This is a genomic window from Streptomyces sp. CA-243310 (assembly GCF_050936775.1).
Lineage (GTDB): Bacteria > Actinomycetota > Actinomycetes > Streptomycetales > Streptomycetaceae > Streptomyces.
In genome coordinates this window covers 3,147,950-3,168,507 of the sequence record NZ_JBNJMF010000002.1, presented here as the reverse complement: position 1 = coordinate 3,168,507, position 20,558 = coordinate 3,147,950, and the positions used below count along the sequence as shown (strand labels likewise).

At 69.1% G+C, this 20,558-nt stretch carries 11 protein-coding genes; 5 read left to right on the top strand and 6 right to left on the bottom strand.

The features are described 5' to 3' along the window. Positions 1-6 precede the first annotated feature (6 nt). Together ACQEVM_RS31740 and ACQEVM_RS31735 are read left to right on the top strand one after the other, a co-directional pair. Positions 7-639 carry a hypothetical protein gene (locus ACQEVM_RS31740; RefSeq protein WP_252309396.1) on the top strand — a complete coding sequence of 211 codons (633 nt, stop codon included), beginning with the start codon at positions 7-9 and terminating at the stop codon, positions 637-639. A 72-nt stretch (positions 640-711) separates the two neighbouring features. Continuing rightward, the gene (locus ACQEVM_RS31735) at positions 712-1,800 is read left to right on the top strand and encodes a helix-turn-helix domain-containing protein (protein WP_433084709.1); all 1,089 of its coding nucleotides are present in this window, start codon (positions 712-714) and stop codon (positions 1,798-1,800) included. 498 nt (positions 1,801-2,298) lie between these two features. On the opposite strand, the gene ACQEVM_RS31730 is transcribed toward ACQEVM_RS31735, so the two are convergent. The 6 genes from ACQEVM_RS31730 to ACQEVM_RS31705 all read right to left on the bottom strand — a co-directional run bounded on the left by ACQEVM_RS31730 (position 2,299) and on the right by ACQEVM_RS31705 (position 13,686). Beyond that, positions 2,299-3,888 carry a protein kinase domain-containing protein gene (locus ACQEVM_RS31730; protein WP_433085506.1) on the bottom strand — a complete coding sequence of 530 codons (1,590 nt, stop codon included), beginning with the start codon at positions 3,886-3,888 and terminating at the stop codon, positions 2,299-2,301. A 202-nt stretch (positions 3,889-4,090) separates the two neighbouring features. Continuing rightward, positions 4,091-4,759 (bottom strand): hypothetical protein, encoded by a 669-nt coding sequence (locus ACQEVM_RS31725; protein WP_433084707.1) that lies wholly within the window; start codon positions 4,757-4,759, stop codon positions 4,091-4,093. A gap of 148 nt (positions 4,760-4,907) precedes the next feature. Beyond that, positions 4,908-8,108: a type I restriction endonuclease subunit R gene (locus ACQEVM_RS31720; RefSeq protein WP_433084705.1), complete on the bottom strand. Its 3,201-nt coding sequence runs from the start codon at positions 8,106-8,108 to the stop codon at positions 4,908-4,910. A 2-nt stretch (positions 8,109-8,110) separates the two neighbouring features. Further along, positions 8,111-9,328 (bottom strand): restriction endonuclease subunit S, encoded by a 1,218-nt coding sequence (locus ACQEVM_RS31715; protein WP_433085504.1) that lies wholly within the window; start codon positions 9,326-9,328, stop codon positions 8,111-8,113. A gap of 47 nt (positions 9,329-9,375) precedes the next feature. Continuing rightward, positions 9,376-11,385, bottom strand: coding sequence for a type I restriction-modification system subunit M (locus tag ACQEVM_RS31710; RefSeq protein ID WP_433084703.1), 2,010 nt, complete (start codon positions 11,383-11,385; stop codon positions 9,376-9,378). Positions 11,386-11,475: 90 nt separating this feature from the next. Further along, positions 11,476-13,686, bottom strand: coding sequence for an N-6 DNA methylase (locus ACQEVM_RS31705; RefSeq protein WP_433084701.1), 2,211 nt, complete (start codon positions 13,684-13,686; stop codon positions 11,476-11,478). A 299-nt stretch (positions 13,687-13,985) separates the two neighbouring features. Here ACQEVM_RS31705 and ACQEVM_RS31700 point away from each other — a divergent pair, with 299 nt between their 5' ends. From ACQEVM_RS31700 to ACQEVM_RS31690, 3 genes are all read left to right on the top strand, one after another. Continuing rightward, positions 13,986-16,442 carry an AAA family ATPase gene (locus ACQEVM_RS31700; RefSeq protein WP_433084699.1) on the top strand — a complete coding sequence of 819 codons (2,457 nt, stop codon included), beginning with the start codon at positions 13,986-13,988 and terminating at the stop codon, positions 16,440-16,442. Then, on the top strand, positions 16,439-16,813 hold the full coding sequence (locus ACQEVM_RS31695) for a hypothetical protein (RefSeq protein WP_386394586.1): 375 nt from the start codon (positions 16,439-16,441) through the stop codon (positions 16,811-16,813). Before ACQEVM_RS31700 ends, ACQEVM_RS31695 begins: the two co-directional genes overlap by 4 nt. Positions 16,814-16,905: 92 nt before the next feature. After that, complete coding sequence (locus ACQEVM_RS31690; RefSeq protein WP_433084696.1) at positions 16,906-20,316, top strand: ATP-binding domain-containing protein; 3,411 nt, start codon at positions 16,906-16,908, stop codon at positions 20,314-20,316. Positions 20,317-20,558 lie beyond the last annotated feature (242 nt).

The window sequence follows — 20,558 nt, the reverse complement described above, 5'->3', positions numbered from 1 at the left end:
GGCTCCGTGTCCCAAGGCGTCCATGCCCAGCTGGCGTCGCTGGGAACGAAGTTGGAGTATCTGCACCCGGCTCTGTATGCCGGCGAGGCGGCGCGGCGAACGGCCACCCCCAACCACCCCGCGAACACTGGCGGGACGCGTGCCTACCAGGAGCACGTGCGGATGCTGCGGGAAGCGCACATCCGCCACGAGGGGTGGAAACGACTTCTCCACGACCACCTCGAACTCGTCTGCAACCCGGGGAAGACGCTCGCCATCGGCACGATGGTCGGCGACGCGGCCACCGGTAACGCGAGCCTCCACCCCACCAACCTTCACAAGAGGGGCGCCGCCACGGAGCGCGCCGCCGAGCACAACGTGCAGCTCGGGCTCTTCCCGCCGCCCGTCGATCCGAACGAAGTCCTCCTCGATGAAGACGAGGCCCTGAAGCTCAAGACCTGGTTCCTGGTCTCGTACCGAGTGAAGGCCGAGGGCGGGGTCCGGATCCACAGCGAGCTGTCGCTGCCCGGGCAGGTCGATCGCGGGTTCGTCGTGAAGTGGGAGCAGCGGATACTGCTGCCGGTCATCGAGATGGACGAAATCGAACTGTCGGACGAAGATGGACCCGACGAGATCGACATCTCCGTCGAGTTTCGCTGAGGCCCATCATGTGGGGTGGCCGCGATACTGGCCGCCCCACCCGCACCATCCGGATCCCGAGGCAGTCTCACCATGGTGACCCCGTCCCGCATCACGCTGGCCCGAAAGCGCCGGGGCCTGACGCTCGCCGAGCTTTCCCAACTCGCGGGGGTCTCGCTTCAGAGCCTGTCCAACTATGAGACCGGCCGGACGGCACCCCGACGTACCACCGTGGAGCGACTCGCAGGCGCGCTCGGCTTCCCGGGAGACTTCTTCACAGGTCCGGAGATCGACGAGCTGCCCGCCGACGGCATCTCGTGGCGTGCTCGAAGCAAGACCCCGGCCCGCACTCTCGACGCCGCGCGCGCGGCCGGAACGCTGGCCGCGCTCCTCTACGACTGGATCGAGGAACGCTTCCGTCTGCCGGCCGCCGACCTCCCCTCTCTCGGCAAGCCCGACCCTGAGACCGCGGCCGAGATGGTCCGCACGACGTGGGGGCTGGGGAACGCCCCGGCACCGAACATGGTGCACCTACTGGAGGCGCACGGCGTCCGAGTCTTCTCGCTCGCGCCCGACTACGCGGAGGTCGACGCCTTCGCCGTCTGGCGCGGGAGAACCCCGTTCGTCTTCCTGAACACGATGAAGTCCGCCGAGCGCAGCCGCTTCGACGCCGCCCACGAACTCGGGCACCTCGTCATGCACGGCACCGACCGCGAGTGCGCCGGCCCCGAGGCCGAGAGGCAGGCGAACGACTTCGCCAGCGCCTTCCTCATGCCCGCTTCGAGCGTGCTGGGCCACATGCCGGCCGGGGCCCACGTCGATCAGATCCTCAAGGGCAAGGCCATCTGGAACGTGTCCGCGATGGCCCTGACCTACCGCATGCACGACCTCGGACTCCTCACCGACTGGCAGTACCGTTCCGCCTGCACCGAGCTGAGCCAGCGGGGCTACCGCAGGGCGGAGCCCGAAGGCATGAAAAAGCGGGAGACCTCTCAGGTGCTCACCAAGGTCTTCCAGGGCCTGCGGTCCACGGGAATGAAGCCGGCGGCGGTGGCAGCCGAGCTGGGCCTCACGTCGGACGAGATGAACAAGATGCTCTTCGGCCTGACGATGACGATGGTCGGCGGCGGAGGCCAGCGAGCCGCATCGGAGCCTCGGCGCGCCCTGTCCCTGGTGCCCTGAATGGCCGATGCTCGTCCTGGGTTCCGCCCTTTCGCGCTCCGTTCCTGCAGGGGCTCCTGAGGACCGCAACGATGAGGTGGAAGGGATGCCCGCCGAAGGTTCGAGCACACCAGACGGCGCGGGGTCAGCGAGGTCGCCGGGCCTCGGGGTGACGGCCGGACGCCACGCGAACGCCTGAGGAATGGGGAAGCCGGCGGCCAGCGGCTCGAAGGCGGTCGTCGCGGAGCTGGACCTGGCGACCGGCACAGGGGGCCGAAGGGCCTCGATGCAGGTGTGCGTGTTCCTAACTCACAAGCGGTGCAGCGAGGCTGGCGCGCTGTTTGATCACCCAGGCGATGGCCTTGTCGTGCGGCATCACGCGTAGCAGTACGAAGATGTCGCCACTATCCGGAGCGAGGGCGACGCCGCGGATCCCCTGGGCGATGGGGATGGTGAGGATGTGCGGCTCCTTGGCTTGCTTCAGTGACTCCAGCCGAGCCTGCGAGGTGTACGAGCGGGTTACCTGGCAGCGTTGCCGTCGAGGTCCAGGCGGATCAGGGCCAGCGCCTCGGCGATCTCGACGGTCATCTCGTCGGCGGGGCCGAACACCATGCACATGTCTTGATGGAGCGGTTCGAGGATCTGCTGGGCTTCGGCGGCCCGGCCCTGGGCGAGCAGCAGCATCCCGATGTTGTGCCGCAGCTCCACCGCTTCCTCGCTCACGTCGCTGTCGACGGCCCGCACGACGTTCAGCACGCCCTGGAGCGCGGCGAGCGCGTCGGTGACCTGGCCCAGTTCGGCGCGGCACCGGGCCGCCTGGGAGCGGCAGGCGCGGGACTGCTCGCCGGTGGGTCCGGCGATGCGGGCGTAGGCGTCGGCGAGGGCCTCGAACTCGGGCAGGGCGGCCCGGTAGTCGCCGCCGAGGAGGCGGATGGCCGCTCGCCGGCGGCGCAGCGCCAGAACGGCCTTGCTCTCGGAGCCGAGGGCGAGGGCCGCGGGTTCGATGATCTCGCCGAGCACCTCGGCGGCCTGAGCGAACCGCTCCTCCTCCAGCAGGGCGTCGGCATGGGCGTACGCCGCCTTGATGTCCTCGCGCAGTTGGGCGGGAACGGGCACCGGCCGGGCCCCCGGGAGGACGGCCGTGGGCGGCACATCATCAGGTGCGGGCGACTGGGCGCGGGCGCGGGGCGCGAAAGGACGACGGAAGACGCCCGTCGGGTCGGGCGCGCCGGCCGGCCCGGCATCGGCCGTGCCGGGCTCCTGGCCCGGAGGCGGCAGGAACGGCAGCAGCCGCGCGTACACCTCCTGAGTGTCGGCGGGCCGCGCCTCGGGCGCCTTGCGCAGAAGGTGCAGGACCAGCTCCTCCAGCGCCTCGGGGACGTCGGGCCGCAGATGCCGCAGCGGGGTGGGGGCGGCGTTGACGTGCTGGTACATCAGCATGTACTCGCTGTCCGCCTCGAACGCGATGCGTCCACTGAGGAGTTCGTGCAGCACGCAGCCCAGCGCGTACAGGTCGGTCTGCGGGGTGATGCGTCCGCCGCGCACCTGCTCGGGCGACATGTACTGGTGGGTGCCGATGGGGCTGCCGGTGGCGGTCAGCTTGGTGACGTCGGTGCGCAGGATCGCGGCGATGCCGAAGTCGAGTACCTTCACGGTGCCGTCGCGTGCGATGAGGATGTTGCCCGGCTTGAGGTCGCGGTGGATTACCGGGACGTCGTGCGCGTACGACAGTACGGTCGCGACCTGCGCGGCGACGGCGGCCGCCCAGCTGACCGGCAGCGGTCGGCCGGGGTCCAGGTAGGCGGACAGCGGTATGCCGTCGACGAGCTCCATCACCAGGAACAGCCGCTCGTACGACGCGTCGAGCACCGCGTCGTACACCTGCGGCACGCCGGGGTGCTGGATGCGTGCGGTGATGCGGGCCTCGCGGCGGAAGCGCTTGGCGAACTCCTCGGCCAGTTGCGGGGAGGTGACCGACGCCTGCCGGATGAGCTTCACGGCGACGGGCCGGTCGAGCACGGCGTCGTAGCCGCGCCACACGTCGCCCATGCCGCCGTGGCTGAGCTCCTCCAGGAGTTCGTAACGGTCGGAGATCGCCTCCTGCGGCACTTTGCCCCCGGTGTGCTGATGAACGGTCACGGTCAGGGGTCAAGTGTGGCCGCTGCGTCGATCTGCCGTCCAGCGATCACGGTGCGCGAGGGGCCACGGGGCCGCCGACCGCTGGGACCGGCACGCGCGCAAAGGCAGTGCGATGCGCGCTGCACCACTGTCCGGCAACTGAGCCGGCGGTACTGAACCCGATGCAGTGTTGCTACTTCACATCTTTGGCCAGGACGGCGACGGCGACCTTGCCCACCATCGTGGTCAGGACGTAGTTGGTTGAGCTACTGAAGGCGACACCTACGCCGGCGGGAATCGCCTTGGCCATCGCCTTCTGGGTGAAGGTGATCGACACCCGCTTGAACAACTGCTTGATCGTGACCAAGGCAGGCCCTCGCAGGTACTGATAGACCAACTTCTCGGCGATCTTCATGACCGCCGCCTTGCCGCCCTTCGACGCCATCTGTTCTACCGAACCCGCCAACGCGAGCACGAAGGCCAGGTGCTTCTTGTCCTCATCGCTCAGCTCGGTCTCGTACACCTCGACCAGGCACATGCACATGTCGATCTGGAGCTTGAGTGCCGCGGCGATATCGGTGATGCCGCCGCCCAGGACTGCGACCGCCGTCCCGACTCCTGGAATCACACTCGGGGCTGCCGTGACCGCGCCGGTGACTGCCGAAAGTTTGGAATACCGGCCGACTATCTTGGCCGCGATCCGGCGCTTGTCCTCCAGGCTCTCGGGCTCCCGCTTGAACTTGCCCTCGAAATTCGTACGGTACCCGCCCACGAGCTCAGCGGCCGCCTGCGGAGTGATGGCGATCATCTCGACGGCCTTCTGAAGCCGAGACTCTTCAAGCTCGTTCCCCGCGTGGCTCATTGTTTCCCCTCCCGATCTGCTGCACCTCGTGAAGAGGGCAACTTGCACCGCGCATCGTCTGACGCGCAGAGATTCAGTGGAATGCCCAGGAGCGTTGCGCCCCTCCAGCAGGTTGCCCCGGCCGGCGCTTCCGGCCGGGGCGTGCACATCAGAAGTCGTCGTCCAGGCCCTCTTCGCGGCGGATCATCCGCCAGGCGGCCTTGCGGGCACTGCGGTCCAGGCTGGACTTGAAGCCCTTGTCGGGGCCGAAGTACTGGCGGCCCATGCCTGCGATGCTGTCGATGTGGTCGGCCATCTTGTCTGCGAAGACGTTGTCGAAGACGAGGCCGAAGTTCTCCTCGTCGTTGACGACGGCCGCTGCCCGCACCTTCGGGTCGGCTTTGGCTTCCTCGAACGGGCGGATGACGTCCTGCTCGGTGAACTCGGTGCCGAAGCGTTCGTTGAACTTGTCGATCAACTGCGAGAGCAGCGACTTCTCGGCTTCCTTGGCACCGCCCGAGCCGTCGCCGAAGCCCTGCATCGTCGTCGGCCCCTCGGCGGTGAGGGAGACGTCGTACTCGCCGGTCTTCTCCACCCGCATGTGGCTGAGGTCGATCTCGCCGATGTCCACGCCGCCGTCTGCCCGGCGCGGCAGCCGGTTGAGGAGGTAGCGGCCGTAGAGGTGCAGCCGCTCCAGCTCGGCGTCCTGGTACGGGACGATCTGCGCGAGGAAGCCGTACTTCCTGACGTAGTCGTTGAGGGCGGCGCGGAAGTCCTCCGCGGCCTCCTGGTCGTCCGTGTCCTCGCTTTCGAGCAGGGGCGTAAAGCGGGCGACGGCGGGGGAGAGCTGCCGGTAAAGCTCGGCGTGCAGCTTTTCCCACTTGGACTGTGAGCCTGCCGCCTTCTCCTTGGCGGCGAAGTATGCGGCGGCGAAATCGTCCATCTCCTGCCCGGACAGGATCGCCGCCTGCATGACCCGGCTCTGCGCGGTGTAGAGCAGGTTGGGGTCGGAGGGGAGGGTGTTCGCCTCCTCGAAGTACGGGCGGAAGGCGTCCTGTATGTCGTTGGCGTCGTTGACGAAGTCCAGGACGGCCAAGTCCGCCTGGATCTTGCGCTCGGCGGTCCGGTTCAGCCGGGACAGGGTCTGGACGGCGGAGATGCCGGTCAGCGACTTGTTGACGTACATCGTCGTCAGCAGCGGCTGGTCGAAGCCGGTCTGGTACTTCTCCGCCACGACCAGGATCCGGTACTCGCGCTGGCCCGCACCGCCGGCCCGGGCGGCCTTGTCGTCGACACGTGTGTACGCGAACGCCTTCGGCAGCGCGCTCTCCGACAGCCCGCCGTTCTCCTTCGGCTCGGTGGTCTCCTCGCCGTCGACGGTGAGCGAGCCGGAGAAGGCGACGAGGACGCCGAGGTCGGGGTACTTGGTGTCGTAGTCCCGGTCCTTGAGGTAGCTCTTGATCGCGCGCGCCATCTGCACGGCGGACTGCCGGGAGGCGGTCACCACCATGGACTTGGCCCGGCCGCCGAGACGGGCCCGGCTGTGCGCCACGAAGTGCTCCACGATCACCTGGGCGTGCTGGGCGACCGTCGAGTCATGGGTCAGCGCGTACCGGGCGAGCAGGCCGTTCGCCTTCGACGGGTCGACCTCCCGCTCGTCCGGGTTCTGGTTCACCAGTTTCCAGTACGTGTTGTACGTGACGTAGTTCCGCAGCGGGTCGAGGATGAAGCCCTCCTCGATCGCCTGCCGCATGGAGTACGTGTGGAAGGGCCGGTAGGCCGCCTTGCCGTCGATGTCCTGGAGCGTGCCGAAGAGTTCGAGGGTCTTGGCCTTCGGCGTGGCGGTGAACGCGAAGTAGGAGAGGTTCGCGGCGCGGGAACGCTGCTCGGCCCGCTTCTTGAGCTGCTCGTCGAGGGTTGCGGTGGCCGGGGCCTTGACCGTGGTCGCGCCCGCGTCGTCCGAGTCGGAGTCCAGGCCGAGGTCGCGCAGCGCGGACCGTACAGCGGTGGCGGCGTCGCCGGACTGCGAGGAGTGCGCCTCGTCCACGATGATCGCGAAGCTGCTGCCCTGGATCTCCGTGGGGTTGCGCTGGAGGTAGTCGAGCAGCGCCGGGAAGGAGTGCAGGGTGACGGTGACGATCTTCCCGGTGTCACGGGAGAGAGCCTTGGCGAGCTGCTCGCCCTTCGCCCCGTACTTCTCGTCAATCTTCACGACGAGGCCCGCGGTCTGCTCGAAATTGCCGACGGTTTCCCGGAGCTGTGCGTCCAGGTTGCGGCGGTCGGTGATGACGATGACCTTGTCGAAGACGGGTACGCCCGGCTTGAGGCCCTTGGCGATGGCCTCGGGGTCGAGTTCGCGCGGGTCGGTCGGGGTGTGCAGGTCGCTGAGGCGGTGCGCGAGCCAGCCGATGGTGTTCGACTTGCCGGAGCCGGCCGAGGCCATGACCAGGTAGTCGTGTCCCGCGCCGTGGGTGGAGGCGTGCGCGGTGAGCTTCTTGACCGCGTCCCACTGCTGGAACCGCGGGAAGACCATCGTCTTGGTGGTGCCGCCGCCGGGTGTCTTGCTCTTGTGCAGGTGCACGAACCGCTGGAGCAGGTCCAGCCAGTTGTCCGGCTGCCAGACCTGCTCCCAGAGGTAGGAGGTCGCGTATGTGCCGTAGGCGGTGGGGGCCGGGTTGCCGGCGCCGCCGGGCTGCCCCGGACCGTTGGACCCGGTGTTGAACGGCAGGAAGCGGGTGTTCTTGCCCTTGAGCTGGGTGCCGACGAAGACCAGGTCCGGGTCGACGGCGAAGTTCGCGGCGACGCGGCGCGTGAAGATCAGCTCGGTGGGGTCCCGGTCGGTGCGGTACTGCTCCTTGGCCTGCTCCACCCCCTGCTTGGTCAGCGGGTTCTTCAGCTCGGCCGTGGCGACCGGGATTCCGTTGAGGAAGAGGGTGAGGTCCAGCCGGTTGCCCCAGTCGGCCTGCTTGGTCGCGTACTCGAGTTCCCGGACGACGGTGAGGCGGTTGCCCCGGTAGCCGTCCAGCACGGAGTCATGGGCGACGAGGTTGGGCTTGAAGTAGGCGACGCGGAGCAGGACCCCGCGGTCCTTGACGCCGTTGCGGAGGACGTCGAGGAGCCCGTTGATGGCGATGGCCTGGTCGAGGCGGGCGGCGAACCCGCGCTGTGCCTCGTTCGGGTCGCCGCCGTAGACGGTGAGCAGTTCGTTCCACTCGTCGGGCTGGGTCGCCCCGATGAAGGTGAAGAGTTCGTTGGTGTCCAGACCGAGGTCGGCCCGGTAGTCCTGCGGACGAGCCTCGCGCCAGCCGCGCTCGACCATGGCGGCGACGATGGCGTCCCCGAAGGCGGACTCCGTGTGGATGGGGCTCATGGCTACGCGGTGACTCCGTCCGTTACGTTGCGCCCGCTGGCGGTGGATACGTCGAACTGGCCGGTTACGGCGGCGGTGATGAGGGCTTGGCGGCGTTCAGCGAGCAGTGCATCTGCGCGCCTGATCCGCTCGAAAGCGGACGCCAAGCGAGTCATGTCGGAATCCAGCAGGCGAGCAACTCGGAGCTGTAGATCACGAGGAAGCAAAACTACGGCGTTTCGGTGCAGGTCGTTCCTGTTCACGCCGGGAACTGCGGCGCGAGCCTGCTCCATTTCATAAGGCAACGATCGCAAGACGTGGTAGCAATAGCGCGGATCGTTACCATTGAAGTTCTTTACATACAGCGTGGTGTTGTGGGGCCAGTAGGAATCGTCAACCCAATGAACGTTGCCGACAGACCCATATCGTCCGATGACGACTCCCGGGCCCGAAGCGAGCGCGATGTCATGCCAGCCATTCGGCCCGGCTGTTGTGACCACAGGCACCTCGCCGGGCCTCCGCTGATCGTCCGTAAGATCTGCACCTCGTTGCAGTTGCAAGAGCCTGATAAGGGGAACTAGTTGGGCCCGAGGATGCATAGAAGGAAGCCATGGCAAGCCAGTGTCTACACTTCCCTCACCTAGTCGTGCCCCCGCCACGCCCAAGGGTAGCGAAGCACGTTCGCGCTCGACGAGGAGGTCTCGTTGACGGTTGAACTTGCGGCGCAGTTGGTCGATGCGGACGGTCTCGGCGTCGAGGAAGTCGGCGATGTGACGCTGCTCCTCTACGCTCGGCAGGGGAACCGGCAAGGCGGCAACTTGACGCTCACTCACTGACGGGACAGGGCCTGGGTTGGTAATTTTCGCCATATCGAGTAGCAGCATGAGGTAGCGCCAATAGCGAGGATCGCCATGCTCCGGCTCGAATGCGCGAACATTGTCATCCACAATGCAAGTGCGACCGGTGATGCAACGTTGATTCAGGAGCAATGCAGCGCCTACTCGCGCATACAGGATACTCCCTCTGGGGACAATGCGAGCTCCGAGCCGACGGGCCGTCTGACGGTCCACCCAGTTGTTCGCCCCCGAGACTACGCCAAGACGGTCAGCCCGAGGAAAGTCGGAAACTTTGATGAACGGCAGATCTCCCTGCGCGGCCCCTTGGTAGGCGTGCGGGAATGTGGTGCCCATATGAAACCGTCCGACTCGGCCGAGAGTTGTCGTTGGCCAACCTGGCCGCACGTTAGTCAGCCAGTCGACAGCTGTTGCTGACTGAGTAGGGGCAGAGTTCACTGCGTCACCTCACCCAGCAGCACCTGAATCTCCGCCTCCAGCGACTTCAGTTCCGCGTCGATCTCCGCCAGCGGCCTCGGCGGCTTGTACACGTAGAAGTGCCGGGTGAACGGGATCTCGTAGCCGATCTTCGTCTTCGTGTGGTCGATCCACGCGTCAGGGACGTGCGGATGCACCTCGCGCTTGAGGTAGTCCTCGACGTCCTCGCCGAGCGGAACGTTCTCGTAGTCCCGCAGGTCCGCGTCCGGCTCCGGCGCGCCCTTGACCTTCTGGACCTCGCCCTCCGGGTTCCGGACCCCGATCGTCTCCCGTACCGTCTTCGCGAACGGCGCGCCCGACGGCCAGGTCAGACCGGCCGCGACCACCGCGTCCTTGAGCGCGATGAACGCCTCCGACTTCGTCGTCCAGGACGAGCCGAGCAGCGTACGCACCGCCGCGACGAACTCCTCACTCCGTTCCAGCCTGGCCACCGGCTTGGCCTCCGCCAGTGCCGCCAAGGTCTCCTCCGTGACCTCGAAGCGCAGCTTCCACGGGCGTTCGACGCAGATGCGCTGGTAGCCGAAGTCCTCGTTGGCGAAGAGCTTCACCTTGCCGTGCAACGGGTGCTCGGGGTCCTTCGCGACCTCGACGGCTTCCGCGTACAGCCGGGTGATGTCGCCGATGTGGTCGGGGCGGCCGTTCGTCCCGTCGCCGAGCTCCTTGCGTTTGTCGCCAAGCGACTTGCGCATCTTCTGCCAGTAGTCGCGCGCGTCGAGCAGGACGACCTTGCCCTTGTGGTCGGCGTCCTTGCGGTTGGTCAGGATCCAGAAGTACGTGGAAATGCCGGTGTTGTAGAAGAGCTGGTCAGGGAGGGCGACGATCGCCTCCAGCCAGTCGTTCTCCAGGATCCAACGCCGGATCTCCGACTCACCAGACCCCGCCGCGCCACTGAACAGGGGGGAGCCGTTGAAGACGATGGCGATGCGGGAACCGCCCCCGCCGTTCACGTCCACCGGCTTCATCTTCGAGATCATGTGCTGGAGGAAGAGCAGCGAGCCGTCGTTGATGCGCGGCAGGCCCGCGCCGAAGCGGCCGGCGTCGCCGAGCGACTTGTGCTCGTACTCGACCTCCTCCTTGACCTTCTTCCACTCCACGCCGAACGGCGGGTTGGCGAGGATGTAGTCGAACTTCCGGCGGGCGTGGCCGTCGTCGGAGAAGGAGTTGCCGAAGCGGATGTTCTCCGGGTCCTGGCCCTTGATCATGAGGTCGGACCGGCAGATCGCCCAGGACTCGGGGTTGAGCTCCTGCCCGTACACCTCGACCGTCGCGTCCGGGTTAAGGGAGTTGATGTGGTCTTCGGCGGCGCTGAGCATGCCGCCGGTGCCGCAGGCCGGGTCCATGACGGTGCGGACGACACCGGGCAGGCTGAGGGCGTCCGCGTCAGGCGCCACCAGCAGGTTGACCATCAGCTTGATGACCTCGCGCGGGGTGAAGTGCTCACCCGCGGTCTCGTTCGACTGCTCGGCGAAGCGGCGGATCAGCTCCTCGAAGATGTAGCCCATGTTGTGGTTGGGCACGACATCGGGGTGCAGGTCGAGATCGGTGAACCTGCCGATGACCTGGTAGAGCAGATTCGCGCTGTCGAGCTTCCTTACCTGCTGGTTGAACTCGTACTTGTCGAGGACCTCGCGGGCGTTGTCGGAGAAGGCACCAACGTAGATCTGCAGGTTCTTCGCCGCGTTCTGCGGGTCGGCCGCGATCTTCTTGAGCGTGAGGTCGCTCTTGTTGTAGAAGGAGTGGCCCGAGGCCTTGCGCAGGAAGTGATCGGTGTCGATCTCCTGGCCCGCGAATCTGCCGACGGTCTCGGCAACCTTCTCGCGCGTCGGCTCCAGGACGCACTCCAGGCGGCGCAGCACGGTGAACGGCAGAATGACCTTGCCGTAGTCGGACTGTCGGTAGTCGCCGCGCAGGAGATCGGCGACGGACCAGGCATGGTTCGCCAGCTCCGTGTGCTTACTGCTGTTCAAGAGGTCCCGGCTTCCTTCCGAAGAGCACCGTCCGGGCGTGGGACGGCAGGGGTCCAGTGTGGTCGTGTGAGATAGGACGCGTGGGGCGTTTCAGACAGAACGGCTACCCGGAGTGCCCGGGCTGGCCGGTGGCAGGAGTACCCCGGCGGTCAGGCCGGTGGTCAGGGTGGCCGCGGTGTCAGCAGCGAGGTCGGCGGTTCGGCGGACGGCCGTGCGCAGTTCGTGCACGCGGCGGAAGGCCTCCCCGTAGCGCCGCTGTTCCTCCAGGGGCAGCAGCGGTACGCGCAGGCGCCCCGGTGTGACGTGTACGAGGCTGCTGCCGGTCGACGCGGAGGCGATGTTGTCCTGGGCGCCGAGGAACCCGGCCAGAAACCACGGGTCGAGGCGGGCGGGGTCGGGGCGCAGGAGGTGGATGTGCTGACCCAGCAGGGCTCCGGCGTCCCGGTCGTCCGCCACCCGGGTCATCGCGGCCGCGTCGCTGCCGCCCGCGACGGCGCGTACGAGAACGTCCCCGGCGGCTACCGGTTGCGCGGCCTCCGAGTGGATGTCGACAGTCGTACCGGACGGCGGGTTTCCGGCCGCGATGTCGCGGGCGGCGAGGACTGGCCGCTCCACGGTGGGGGCGCCGGAGCTCTTGGAGCCTCGTGTGCCGGGCGTCGCCGCCCGCAGCACGGTCAGGGCTCCGCCGCGTGCCAGGTCGGAGACGGTCGCCGTACGCCACTCGCGGGCCGAGCCCCCGGAGGGCTGCCACCCGCCGGAGGCGGAAGAGGCTGCCAGCGCGGTGACCTGCTCGGCCAGCTGCTTGTGCAGGTCGTCAACGCGGCGGGCCAGGGCGGCCGGGTCGATGTCAGCCGCGGTCGCCCGGACATGGCGGGCCGGGGTGACATCGACGACGTCGTCGAGGAGGTCGACGAGCGGCACCGCGCGGGCGACGCCGGGATCGTCGGCGTAGGTGTCGGGTGCGGTGGTGAACGCGGCCCACTGGCCGAGGACCCGGTCGGTCAGCCCCGCCCAGTCGAAGGAGGCGGCGGAGGAAGAGGCGGTGGAAGAGGACGAGCCGGATCGGCGGGGGCGTGAGCCGCCACGGGTGCCGGCGTCGGCCGTGGCCGTGGCCGTGTCGGTGGCGGACGCCGTGCCCGGGGCGCTGTCCCGCTGCTCGCCCTCCCCGTCGACGAACAGCACCGTCGTACGGTCCGTGCCGCCCGGCTCGGGGCGTTGGAACACCCAGATCTGCAGGCCGATGTGGAGCGGATACGCGGCACGTGCCGGAAGGGAGACGACGGCGCGCAGGGCCCCGGCGCGGATGAGTTCCGCGCGGACGCGGCGGCCGGAGGAGCGGAAGGCGAGCGCGGGCGGCAGCAGCATGACCGCGTGGCCCCCGGGCTCCAGGTGCGCGAGGGAGTGCTGCACCCAGGCCAGTTCGGACTCGAAGCGCGGCGGAAGTCCGTACGCCCACCTCGGGTCGTAGGCCAGCTCGTCGTGACCCCAGTCCCGGTCGCCGAACGGCGGGTTGCACAGGACGGCGTCCACGGTGACGTCGGGAAAGGCGTCGTCGCGCAGGCTGTCGCCCACGCGGATCGTCGTCTCGGCCTCGGGTGCGGCGAGCAGCAGCCGGACCGCAGTGCGCCGGCCCTGGACGGGGAGCGAGTCCTGCCCGAACAGCTCCCGCGCGCCCTGCCGGGCGGCGGACGCCAGGAGCGTGCCGCTGCCGCAGGCGGGATCGAGGATGCGGGACGCGTCGGCGGGCAGGAGTCGTGCCATGAGCAGGGCCAGGCCCTCCGGGGTCTGGTAGACGCCGCTGACGGCGCCCTCGTCCAGTTCGCGTTCGGCGAGGACGTCGACGGCGGCCTGTGGCCCCGCCTCACGGACGCAACCCAGCAGCGCGCGGACCGCGTCCGCGTCGTCCGGACCGTAGCGGACCGGCTCGGCCTCGGGCACGGCGGCCGGAAGCTCGCCCGCGGTCTTCTCCGCTCGGGCGATCAACCGGTCGTCGGGCAGGGCGACGAGTTCGGCCAGTTCCTCCTGTGTGCGGCGGGACGCGGCAGCCGCCAGCGGGAACAGTCGCGCGGCCGCTCCCGAGCCGGGACCCAGTAGCCGGAGCGCCGTACGCAGCTCCTCGGTCGGCGAGGCGGTGGAGGTGTGCCCGCGGCCCCGCAGCCAAGCCTGGACGGCCGGCAGGTCGTAGAGCGGGCTGGATTCCGTGCCTGCGCTGGGAGCCGGAAAGTCGTCGTGGCGGCGGCGCCAGTTGCTGACGGTTGCGCGCGTGACCCCTGCGATACGGGAGATCTCGGCGGCCGTCACATGCGCTGAGGGTGCCGGTCGGGCTGGTGGCTGCTGGGGCATGGCGTGGGGTTCCGCACCTCTCGGGCCAGTCGGACAGGGACGGTTAACACACTACAACAGTCGTCAAATTCGTCAAGTAGTTTGACAGTGCTTTCAGTGTCATGCTTGTCTAGTCATGGTTCTGAGTGTAAGCGCGGGCTGACTGCGCAACGGCACTGTGGACCCCCGACGCGAACGCCGGGGCGCCATCCCGCACCACCCGCGTGCTGGTGTCCGCCCCACCGTCCGAACGAGCATCCGGCCCCCGGGAGACGCACATGACCGTGACGGAACAGCCCCAGCTCAACGCGGACGAACCCACCGACCCCCGCTCGGCCGCACCCGGCCGACCAGCCCCGCCCCTGGCCGATCTGGTACGGACCCGTCTGGGCGAGGCGGCACTCCCCGAGTCCGTGAAGGTGCTGCTGAAGGAGGCGCTGGGTGAGAACGAGACCCGTGGAACCTCCCCGGGCGGCCGGATCTACCTCGGCTCCCTCGCCGTCAACGGCTTCCGCGGCATCGGCCCCCGTGCTCGGCTGAGCCTCAGCCCCCGCCCCGGCGTCAACCTCGTCGTGGGCCGCAACGGCTCCGGCAAGTCCAGCCTCGCCGAAGCCATCGAGGTCGGCTTCACCGGCACCCGGGCCCACCGGCCGGGCCAGGACGCAACGCGCGGCGGCCACTGGTACAACCTCCACGACGCCGACAGCCCCAAGATCGAGATCAAGCTCGCCATCGAGGGCGACACCGGCAACAGCACCCTCGCCCGCACCTGGACGAGCCGGGAGTTCGGCAGCTCCGAAGCCACCTTCAAGCGCCCGGGTCACGGGACGGTCCCCGTGGCCGACGCCGGCTGGGACACGGCCCTCGCCGACCACCGGCCGTTCCTCTCGTACACCGACCTCGACCTCATGCTCACCGGCAAGCCGTCCGAGCGGTACGACGCGATCGCCACCATCCTCGGCATGGAGCTGCTCTCCACCGCGACCAACCGGCTGAGCGTGCGGGAGAAGGCCCTCGCGTCCGGCACGAAGGAGATGAAGGACGCCCTCCCCGGCCTGAAGGAGGCCCTCTACACGCTGGAGGACGACGACCGCGCTGTGCGGGCCCTGCTCGCCGTGGACACCCCGGGCGCCCCGGACCTCGACACCATCGACGCCCTCGTCGCCGGACTCCCCCCGGCCGACGACAGCCGGCTCGCCGAGCTCCGGAGCGAAGCCGGGGTACAGGGGCCCGACCTGGCGGAAGTCGAGGACGCCGTCCGGCGGCTGCGGATCGCCCTCGCCGACGTGGAAGACCTGCACGGCACCGACGCCGAGAACGCCCGGCTGCGCGCCGACCTGCTGGAGAAGGCCCTCGCCCACGCCGACCGGCACCCCGACGACGTCTGCCCGACGTGCGGAACGGAACGGGTCCTCGGACGGGAGTGGTACGAGCGTGCCTCCCGCCAGGCGGCGGAGCTGCGCAACGAGGCGAAGTCCGCCGAGGACGCGCACAACGCCGTCCGGACCGCCAAGCGAAGCCTCCACAACCTCATCGAGAACCCGCGGCAGATCCCCGTCGCACTGGCCGCCCCGTGGAAGGTGTGGACCGACTGCCGGCAGATCACCGAACCCACCGAGCTCGCCAGGTGCGCCGAAGAAGCCGCCAAGGTCCTCGCCGACGCCTGCGACACCGTCAGGAGGCACGCGGCCCACGAGCTGGGAAAGCGCGACGAACGGTGGCGCGCGCTCCTCACCCGGCTCGCCGCCTGGGCGGACAAGGCGCGCGAGACCGAACGGGACAAGCCTCTGCTGAGCGGCCTCCGGAAGGCGCTGAAGTGGCTCAAGGACCTCTCCACCGAGCTGCGGGAACAGCGCATGGAACGGTTCACCGACGCCACGCAGGACATTTGGCAGCGCCTGCGGCAGGAAAGCAACGTCGACCTTGCGGCCGTCAGCCTGATGGGCAGCGAGAAGGCGACCGTCCGCAAGCTCGTCATGGCGGCCTCCGTCGACGGCCAGGACGCCCCGGCGCTCGACGTCATGAGCCAGGGGGAGCTGCACTCCCTCGCGCTCTCCCTCTTTCTGCCGAGGGCCACGACCGCGGACAGCCCGTTCGGCTTCCTCGTCATCGACGACCCCGTGCAGTCCATGGACCCGACCAAGGTGCACGGACTCGCACAGGTGCTGCACGAGTTGGGCAGGCACCGGCAGATCGTCGTCTTCACCCACGATCCCCGTCTGCAGAAGGCGTTCACCGACCAGGAGCTGCCGGTCACGGTCTTCCAGGTGACGCGGGGCGAGGAGTCCCGGGTGAGGGTCGACTGCGTCGATGACCCGGTCAAGCAGGCCGTCGGCGACGCCCGGGCCATCGCCGCCACCCCGGACCTGCCCCCCGAGACGTACCGCCACGTGCTGCCCGGCCTGTGCCGGATCGCCTTGGAGAACGCGTTCCTCGAAGCCGCGTGGATCCGCCACCACCGCGTCGGCGGCTCGGAGCACGACCTCCAGACCGCAATCGACAGCGCGGAGAGGTTCCGGGAGGTCGCGGCCTTCGCCCTCTTCGGCGACGTGAAGCGCGGTGACGACGTCACGAGGGAGGTGCTCCGCCGCTACGGAAGCTCGGCATGGTCGCTGATCCAGCAGTGCCAGAAGGGGGCCCACCCCAGCGGCGCGTCGATCCCCGACCCGCAGCGCTTCGTCTCGGACGTGGAGGACCTGGCGCAGAAGATCCGCAAGCCGGAGGCGACCGCATGACCACCCCTGTCCCCGCGTCCGTCGAAGGCCTGCTGCTGACGGCCGACCGCCTCCTCGACGGCGAACTCGCCGACGCCACCACCGCCGGCCGGCACCGCGGCGCCTGCCTCGCGCTGCGGACCGCACTGGAGCTGTGCGTCGACCGGGTGCTGGACGCCGTGATGCCCGGTCTGCCCCGCACCACGGGGCGCGCCAAGCTGCTCCTCCTGCACTCCGTCGCGCCGGCCGAAACGGCCCGTCGGGCGAAGGCCCTCTGGTCCCAGCTGAGTCTGGGATGCCACTACCACCTGTACGAGTTCGGACCCACGTACGACCAGGTGCGGGTCTGGCGGGACGAGGCCGGCGGTCTCGTCCGTGAACTCGGCAACTGATCGTTCGTCACCGTCCGTTTTCTGATAGTTGTTTCACGGGGTACGGGCACATGCCCGTGGCGGTGTCCCCCGGCACCGCAGGGAGGACGCACATGAGCACCACCACTCGGGACGAGATCCTCGCCGGCGAGCAGCGGGCGGTGGACCACGCGTACGACTGCTACACCACGAAGCTGGCCGAACTGAGCGGCACCTCGGCGGCCACCGCCTCGGCGAGCGGCAAGGACGGGATCGCCAACCGGGCCGAAGCGGAGGCGCGGGCCGAGGCCTACGGGGGACTGGGCGACGAGGCGCTGGTCTTCTCACGCGTCGACGCCCCGGAGGACCCGGGCGGAGAGCCCCGGCCGTGGTACATCGGGCGCCGCGGGGTGAAGGACAGCGCGAACGACCCGGTTGTCCTGCTGTGGACCAGCCCCGTGGCGAAGACCTGGAGCGAGGCCCGGCCCGAGAGCCCGGGCGAGGTGGTCCTGCGCCGTCAGCTCCGCTGCGTACAGCGGATCGTCGAGGGCTACTTCGACGAGATCTCCCCGCCGGCACCCGCTCCCGAGGCCGTACCCGTACCCGAGTCCGCCGACGTACCGGTGCCCCGCCGGGCCGCCGACGACAGCACGGCGGAGGAGGCGGACGCGTCCCCCACCCCGGAACGTACGTCGGCCCCCACGCCCGGCGATGTCGTACGACGGCAGCGGCGTAAGGCACCCCAGCTGGACGACTTCCTGCTGCAGGAGCTCCAGCGGTCGCGCGGCGGCAGGATGAGGGACATCGTCGAGACCATCCGCCGCGACCAGATGGCGCTGGTCACCGGTTCGCCCGCGGACATCCTCGTCGTGCAGGGCGGCCCCGGTACCGGCAAGTCCGCGGTCGGTCTCCACCGGGTGACCTGGCTCGTCAACAACGAGCACTTCAAGGCCCAGGACATCCTCGTCATCGGCCCCCACCAACGGTTCCTCGACTACGTCGGACAGGTCCTCCCCACCCTCGGTACCCGGGACGTCAACGCCGTCCAGCTGGACCGCCTGTGGGAGGGCGAGACCCTCGGTGTGGATTCCCCGAAGGCGCGTATGGCGAAGTCGGGGGAAGGTATGGCGGCCGTACTGCGGCGCCGGGTCGAGAGCGACTACCGTCCCGACGCCCTCGACGCCCTCACCGTCGCCCCCTCCTACGAGGGCGACGAGCCCGCGATCGTCGTCACCGCCGGCAGTACGACCCTCCGCGTGCCGAAGTCCGAGGTCCTGGCCCTCCTCGACCAGGCTCACGCCGGCGACGGTCCCTTCCGCGAGCGGCGGGACCGCTTCCGCGGCCTCTTCGTCGACCGGCTCCTCCAAGAGCTCGCCGATGTCGCACCGCGCCGCGGACAGGCAGGCACGATCCGCCGCGACCTGGAACGCAACCGGCGGGTCGAGCGCCTCGTCGAACGCGTCTGGCCGTCCCCCGGCCCCCGGGAGGCCCTGCGCAGCCTCTACGACTCGGCCGACCTCCTGCGGGAATGCGCCGACGGCATCCTCGACGAGTACGAGCGGACGGCCCTGCTGCGGGCGCGCGCCGCCAGCGCCGACGCCGACCCCTGGACCCTCGACGACCACGTCTGCCTCGAAGAGCTTCGCGTGCTGATCAGCGGTGAGACCCCGCCGCGATACGGCCACATCGTGGTCGACGAGGCCCAGGACCTCACGCCCATGCAGGCCCGCTCCCTGCGGAGGCGCTGCGCCGTGGGCGGCTCCATGACCGTCCTGGGCGACCTCGCGCAGGCGACGGGCGCCCACACCCCGACGAGCTGGGACCTGCTCGGCGCACTCCTCTCCGACCACGGCGACTGGAGCGTGGCTCAGCTCACCACCAGCTACCGCGTCCCCGCCGAGATCATGGAGTTCGTCGCCCCTCTCGCCCGCGTGGTCGCCCCGTCCCTGCCCTACCCCCAGGCTGTCCGTGAGGCGGGCGCCGACGCCGTGCGGACCGTGGCGACCGAACCGTGGAAGCTGCTCGACGACACCGTCGCCCACGTGGCACGCCTGGTGCGCACCAGCGACGGCAACAGCCCCCGCTCCGTTGCCGTCATCGTCCCCGACGATTCCGATTGGCTGGACGCCATCAGCCACCGAATCCACGAGGGTGGAGCCATCGCCGAGCGCGATCGCGATGCCGTGTCCGTACTGGCCGCCGCGCAGGCCAAGGGGATGGAGTACGACCACGTCCTGGTCGTCGAGCCCGCGACGATCGCCGACCGCGGTCCGGCCGGGCTGCGCCAGCTGTACGTGGCCCTCACCCGCAGCACCCAAAGCCTGACGGTCCTGCACACCGCCGCGTTGCCGGAGGTGCTCACCACCTCCGCAGACGACGCCGAACCCGCGGCACCGGAGGTCCGGCCAGCGGGCGCGGCGGAAAGCCTTCCCCGGATCGGCAGCGATGTCCGGGTCGAGGTCGTAGGCCACGTCTCCGGCGGTCGGTACAAGGTCAGGCCGCTGTCTCCGGTGATCGGCCGGCCGCTCGTGCTCACCGTCCGCCAAGGCTCGGTTCCCCCGCGCCGAGGTGACAAGCTGGACTGCTGGGTGTTCGCGAACGACACGAGTCAGACGGTGCTCACCGCCGACCAGCGTGGCCGGTCGCCCGTCTCGGAGCGGATGGCGGGGCGCTATCTCGCGGCGCTGGACGTGCTGGGAGAGCTGACCGGCAGCGACGGCGACGTTCCCGAGGCCCGCAGTCGCCTCTCCGAACTCCAGGGCATGGCCAACCGCATCCTTCGCCGGGACCAGGCTGACTGGGTCGACGTGCTTCATCTGTTCGGTGATCCGGACAGAGAGCGACTCGGAGCTCTTCGAGACCTTGCCGCGACAACCAACCGTGCGCTCAAAGAGGGCACTTTCGACGCAGGTCGGCTCGCGGAGGCACTGGACGCTTCCGGCTGGGCAGGGCCCCTCGCTGAAGCACGGCGAGAGCTTCAGGAACGCTTCAGCATGACGACGAAGCCGAACTCCGACGGCGCGATCCCCGTCGCCCCGGCGCAACCAGATCAGAGGGAAGAGGTGCAGATGACCACCGCGTACACCACCGCCGCAACGCCGGCTGCGACCACGAAGGACGGTTTCCTCCGCGCGCTGGAAGCGGCTGCCGAGGCCGACCGTACTTGCAGGAAGCACGAGGCGGTCCGTCATGCGCTGAAGGCATCACTTCTCTGGGCGGACCTCCAGCCGGCCGACTCCTCGGTCGTCGACGTCAGCTGCGTCACCCAGCACGGGCTCTTCCTCTACGAGGCCTTGGGCGCAGGCTGCTCCACCTATGCGGACCTGCGATCGGGCGCGACCCGCCTGCTCGAGATCAACCACACGCTGCCCGCGCCGGCCGACGGTCTCTACCTTGTCCTCTCCGAACCGCCTGCCGAAGACTGGTCTGTGGACACGATTCGCGATGTCTTCCGTGTCAATGTCATCTGGCGCAGCCCGACCGGCTGGGGCGGCGAGAACGCGCACACGGCCTTCGGCTCTTCCGGGGTGAGCAATCACCAGTAGCCGTCATTCAGTTCTCGCCTTCGCCTGCTGGAGCAGGCGAAGCAGAAGCAGGTGACACCGCGGGGTTGGGAGTGAAGTCGAGCAGGTCAGACGCCTGTGGCCCCTCAGTGGCGCCCGTGATCATGCGTTCGGCGACGCTACCAGGGCTGACTACACACCCATTGCCGAGGATCACTCTCCGCTGGCGATCAGTAGCACGTTCACCTGATCATCTGGCCGGCTCCATGAAAGGGGCGTCGGTG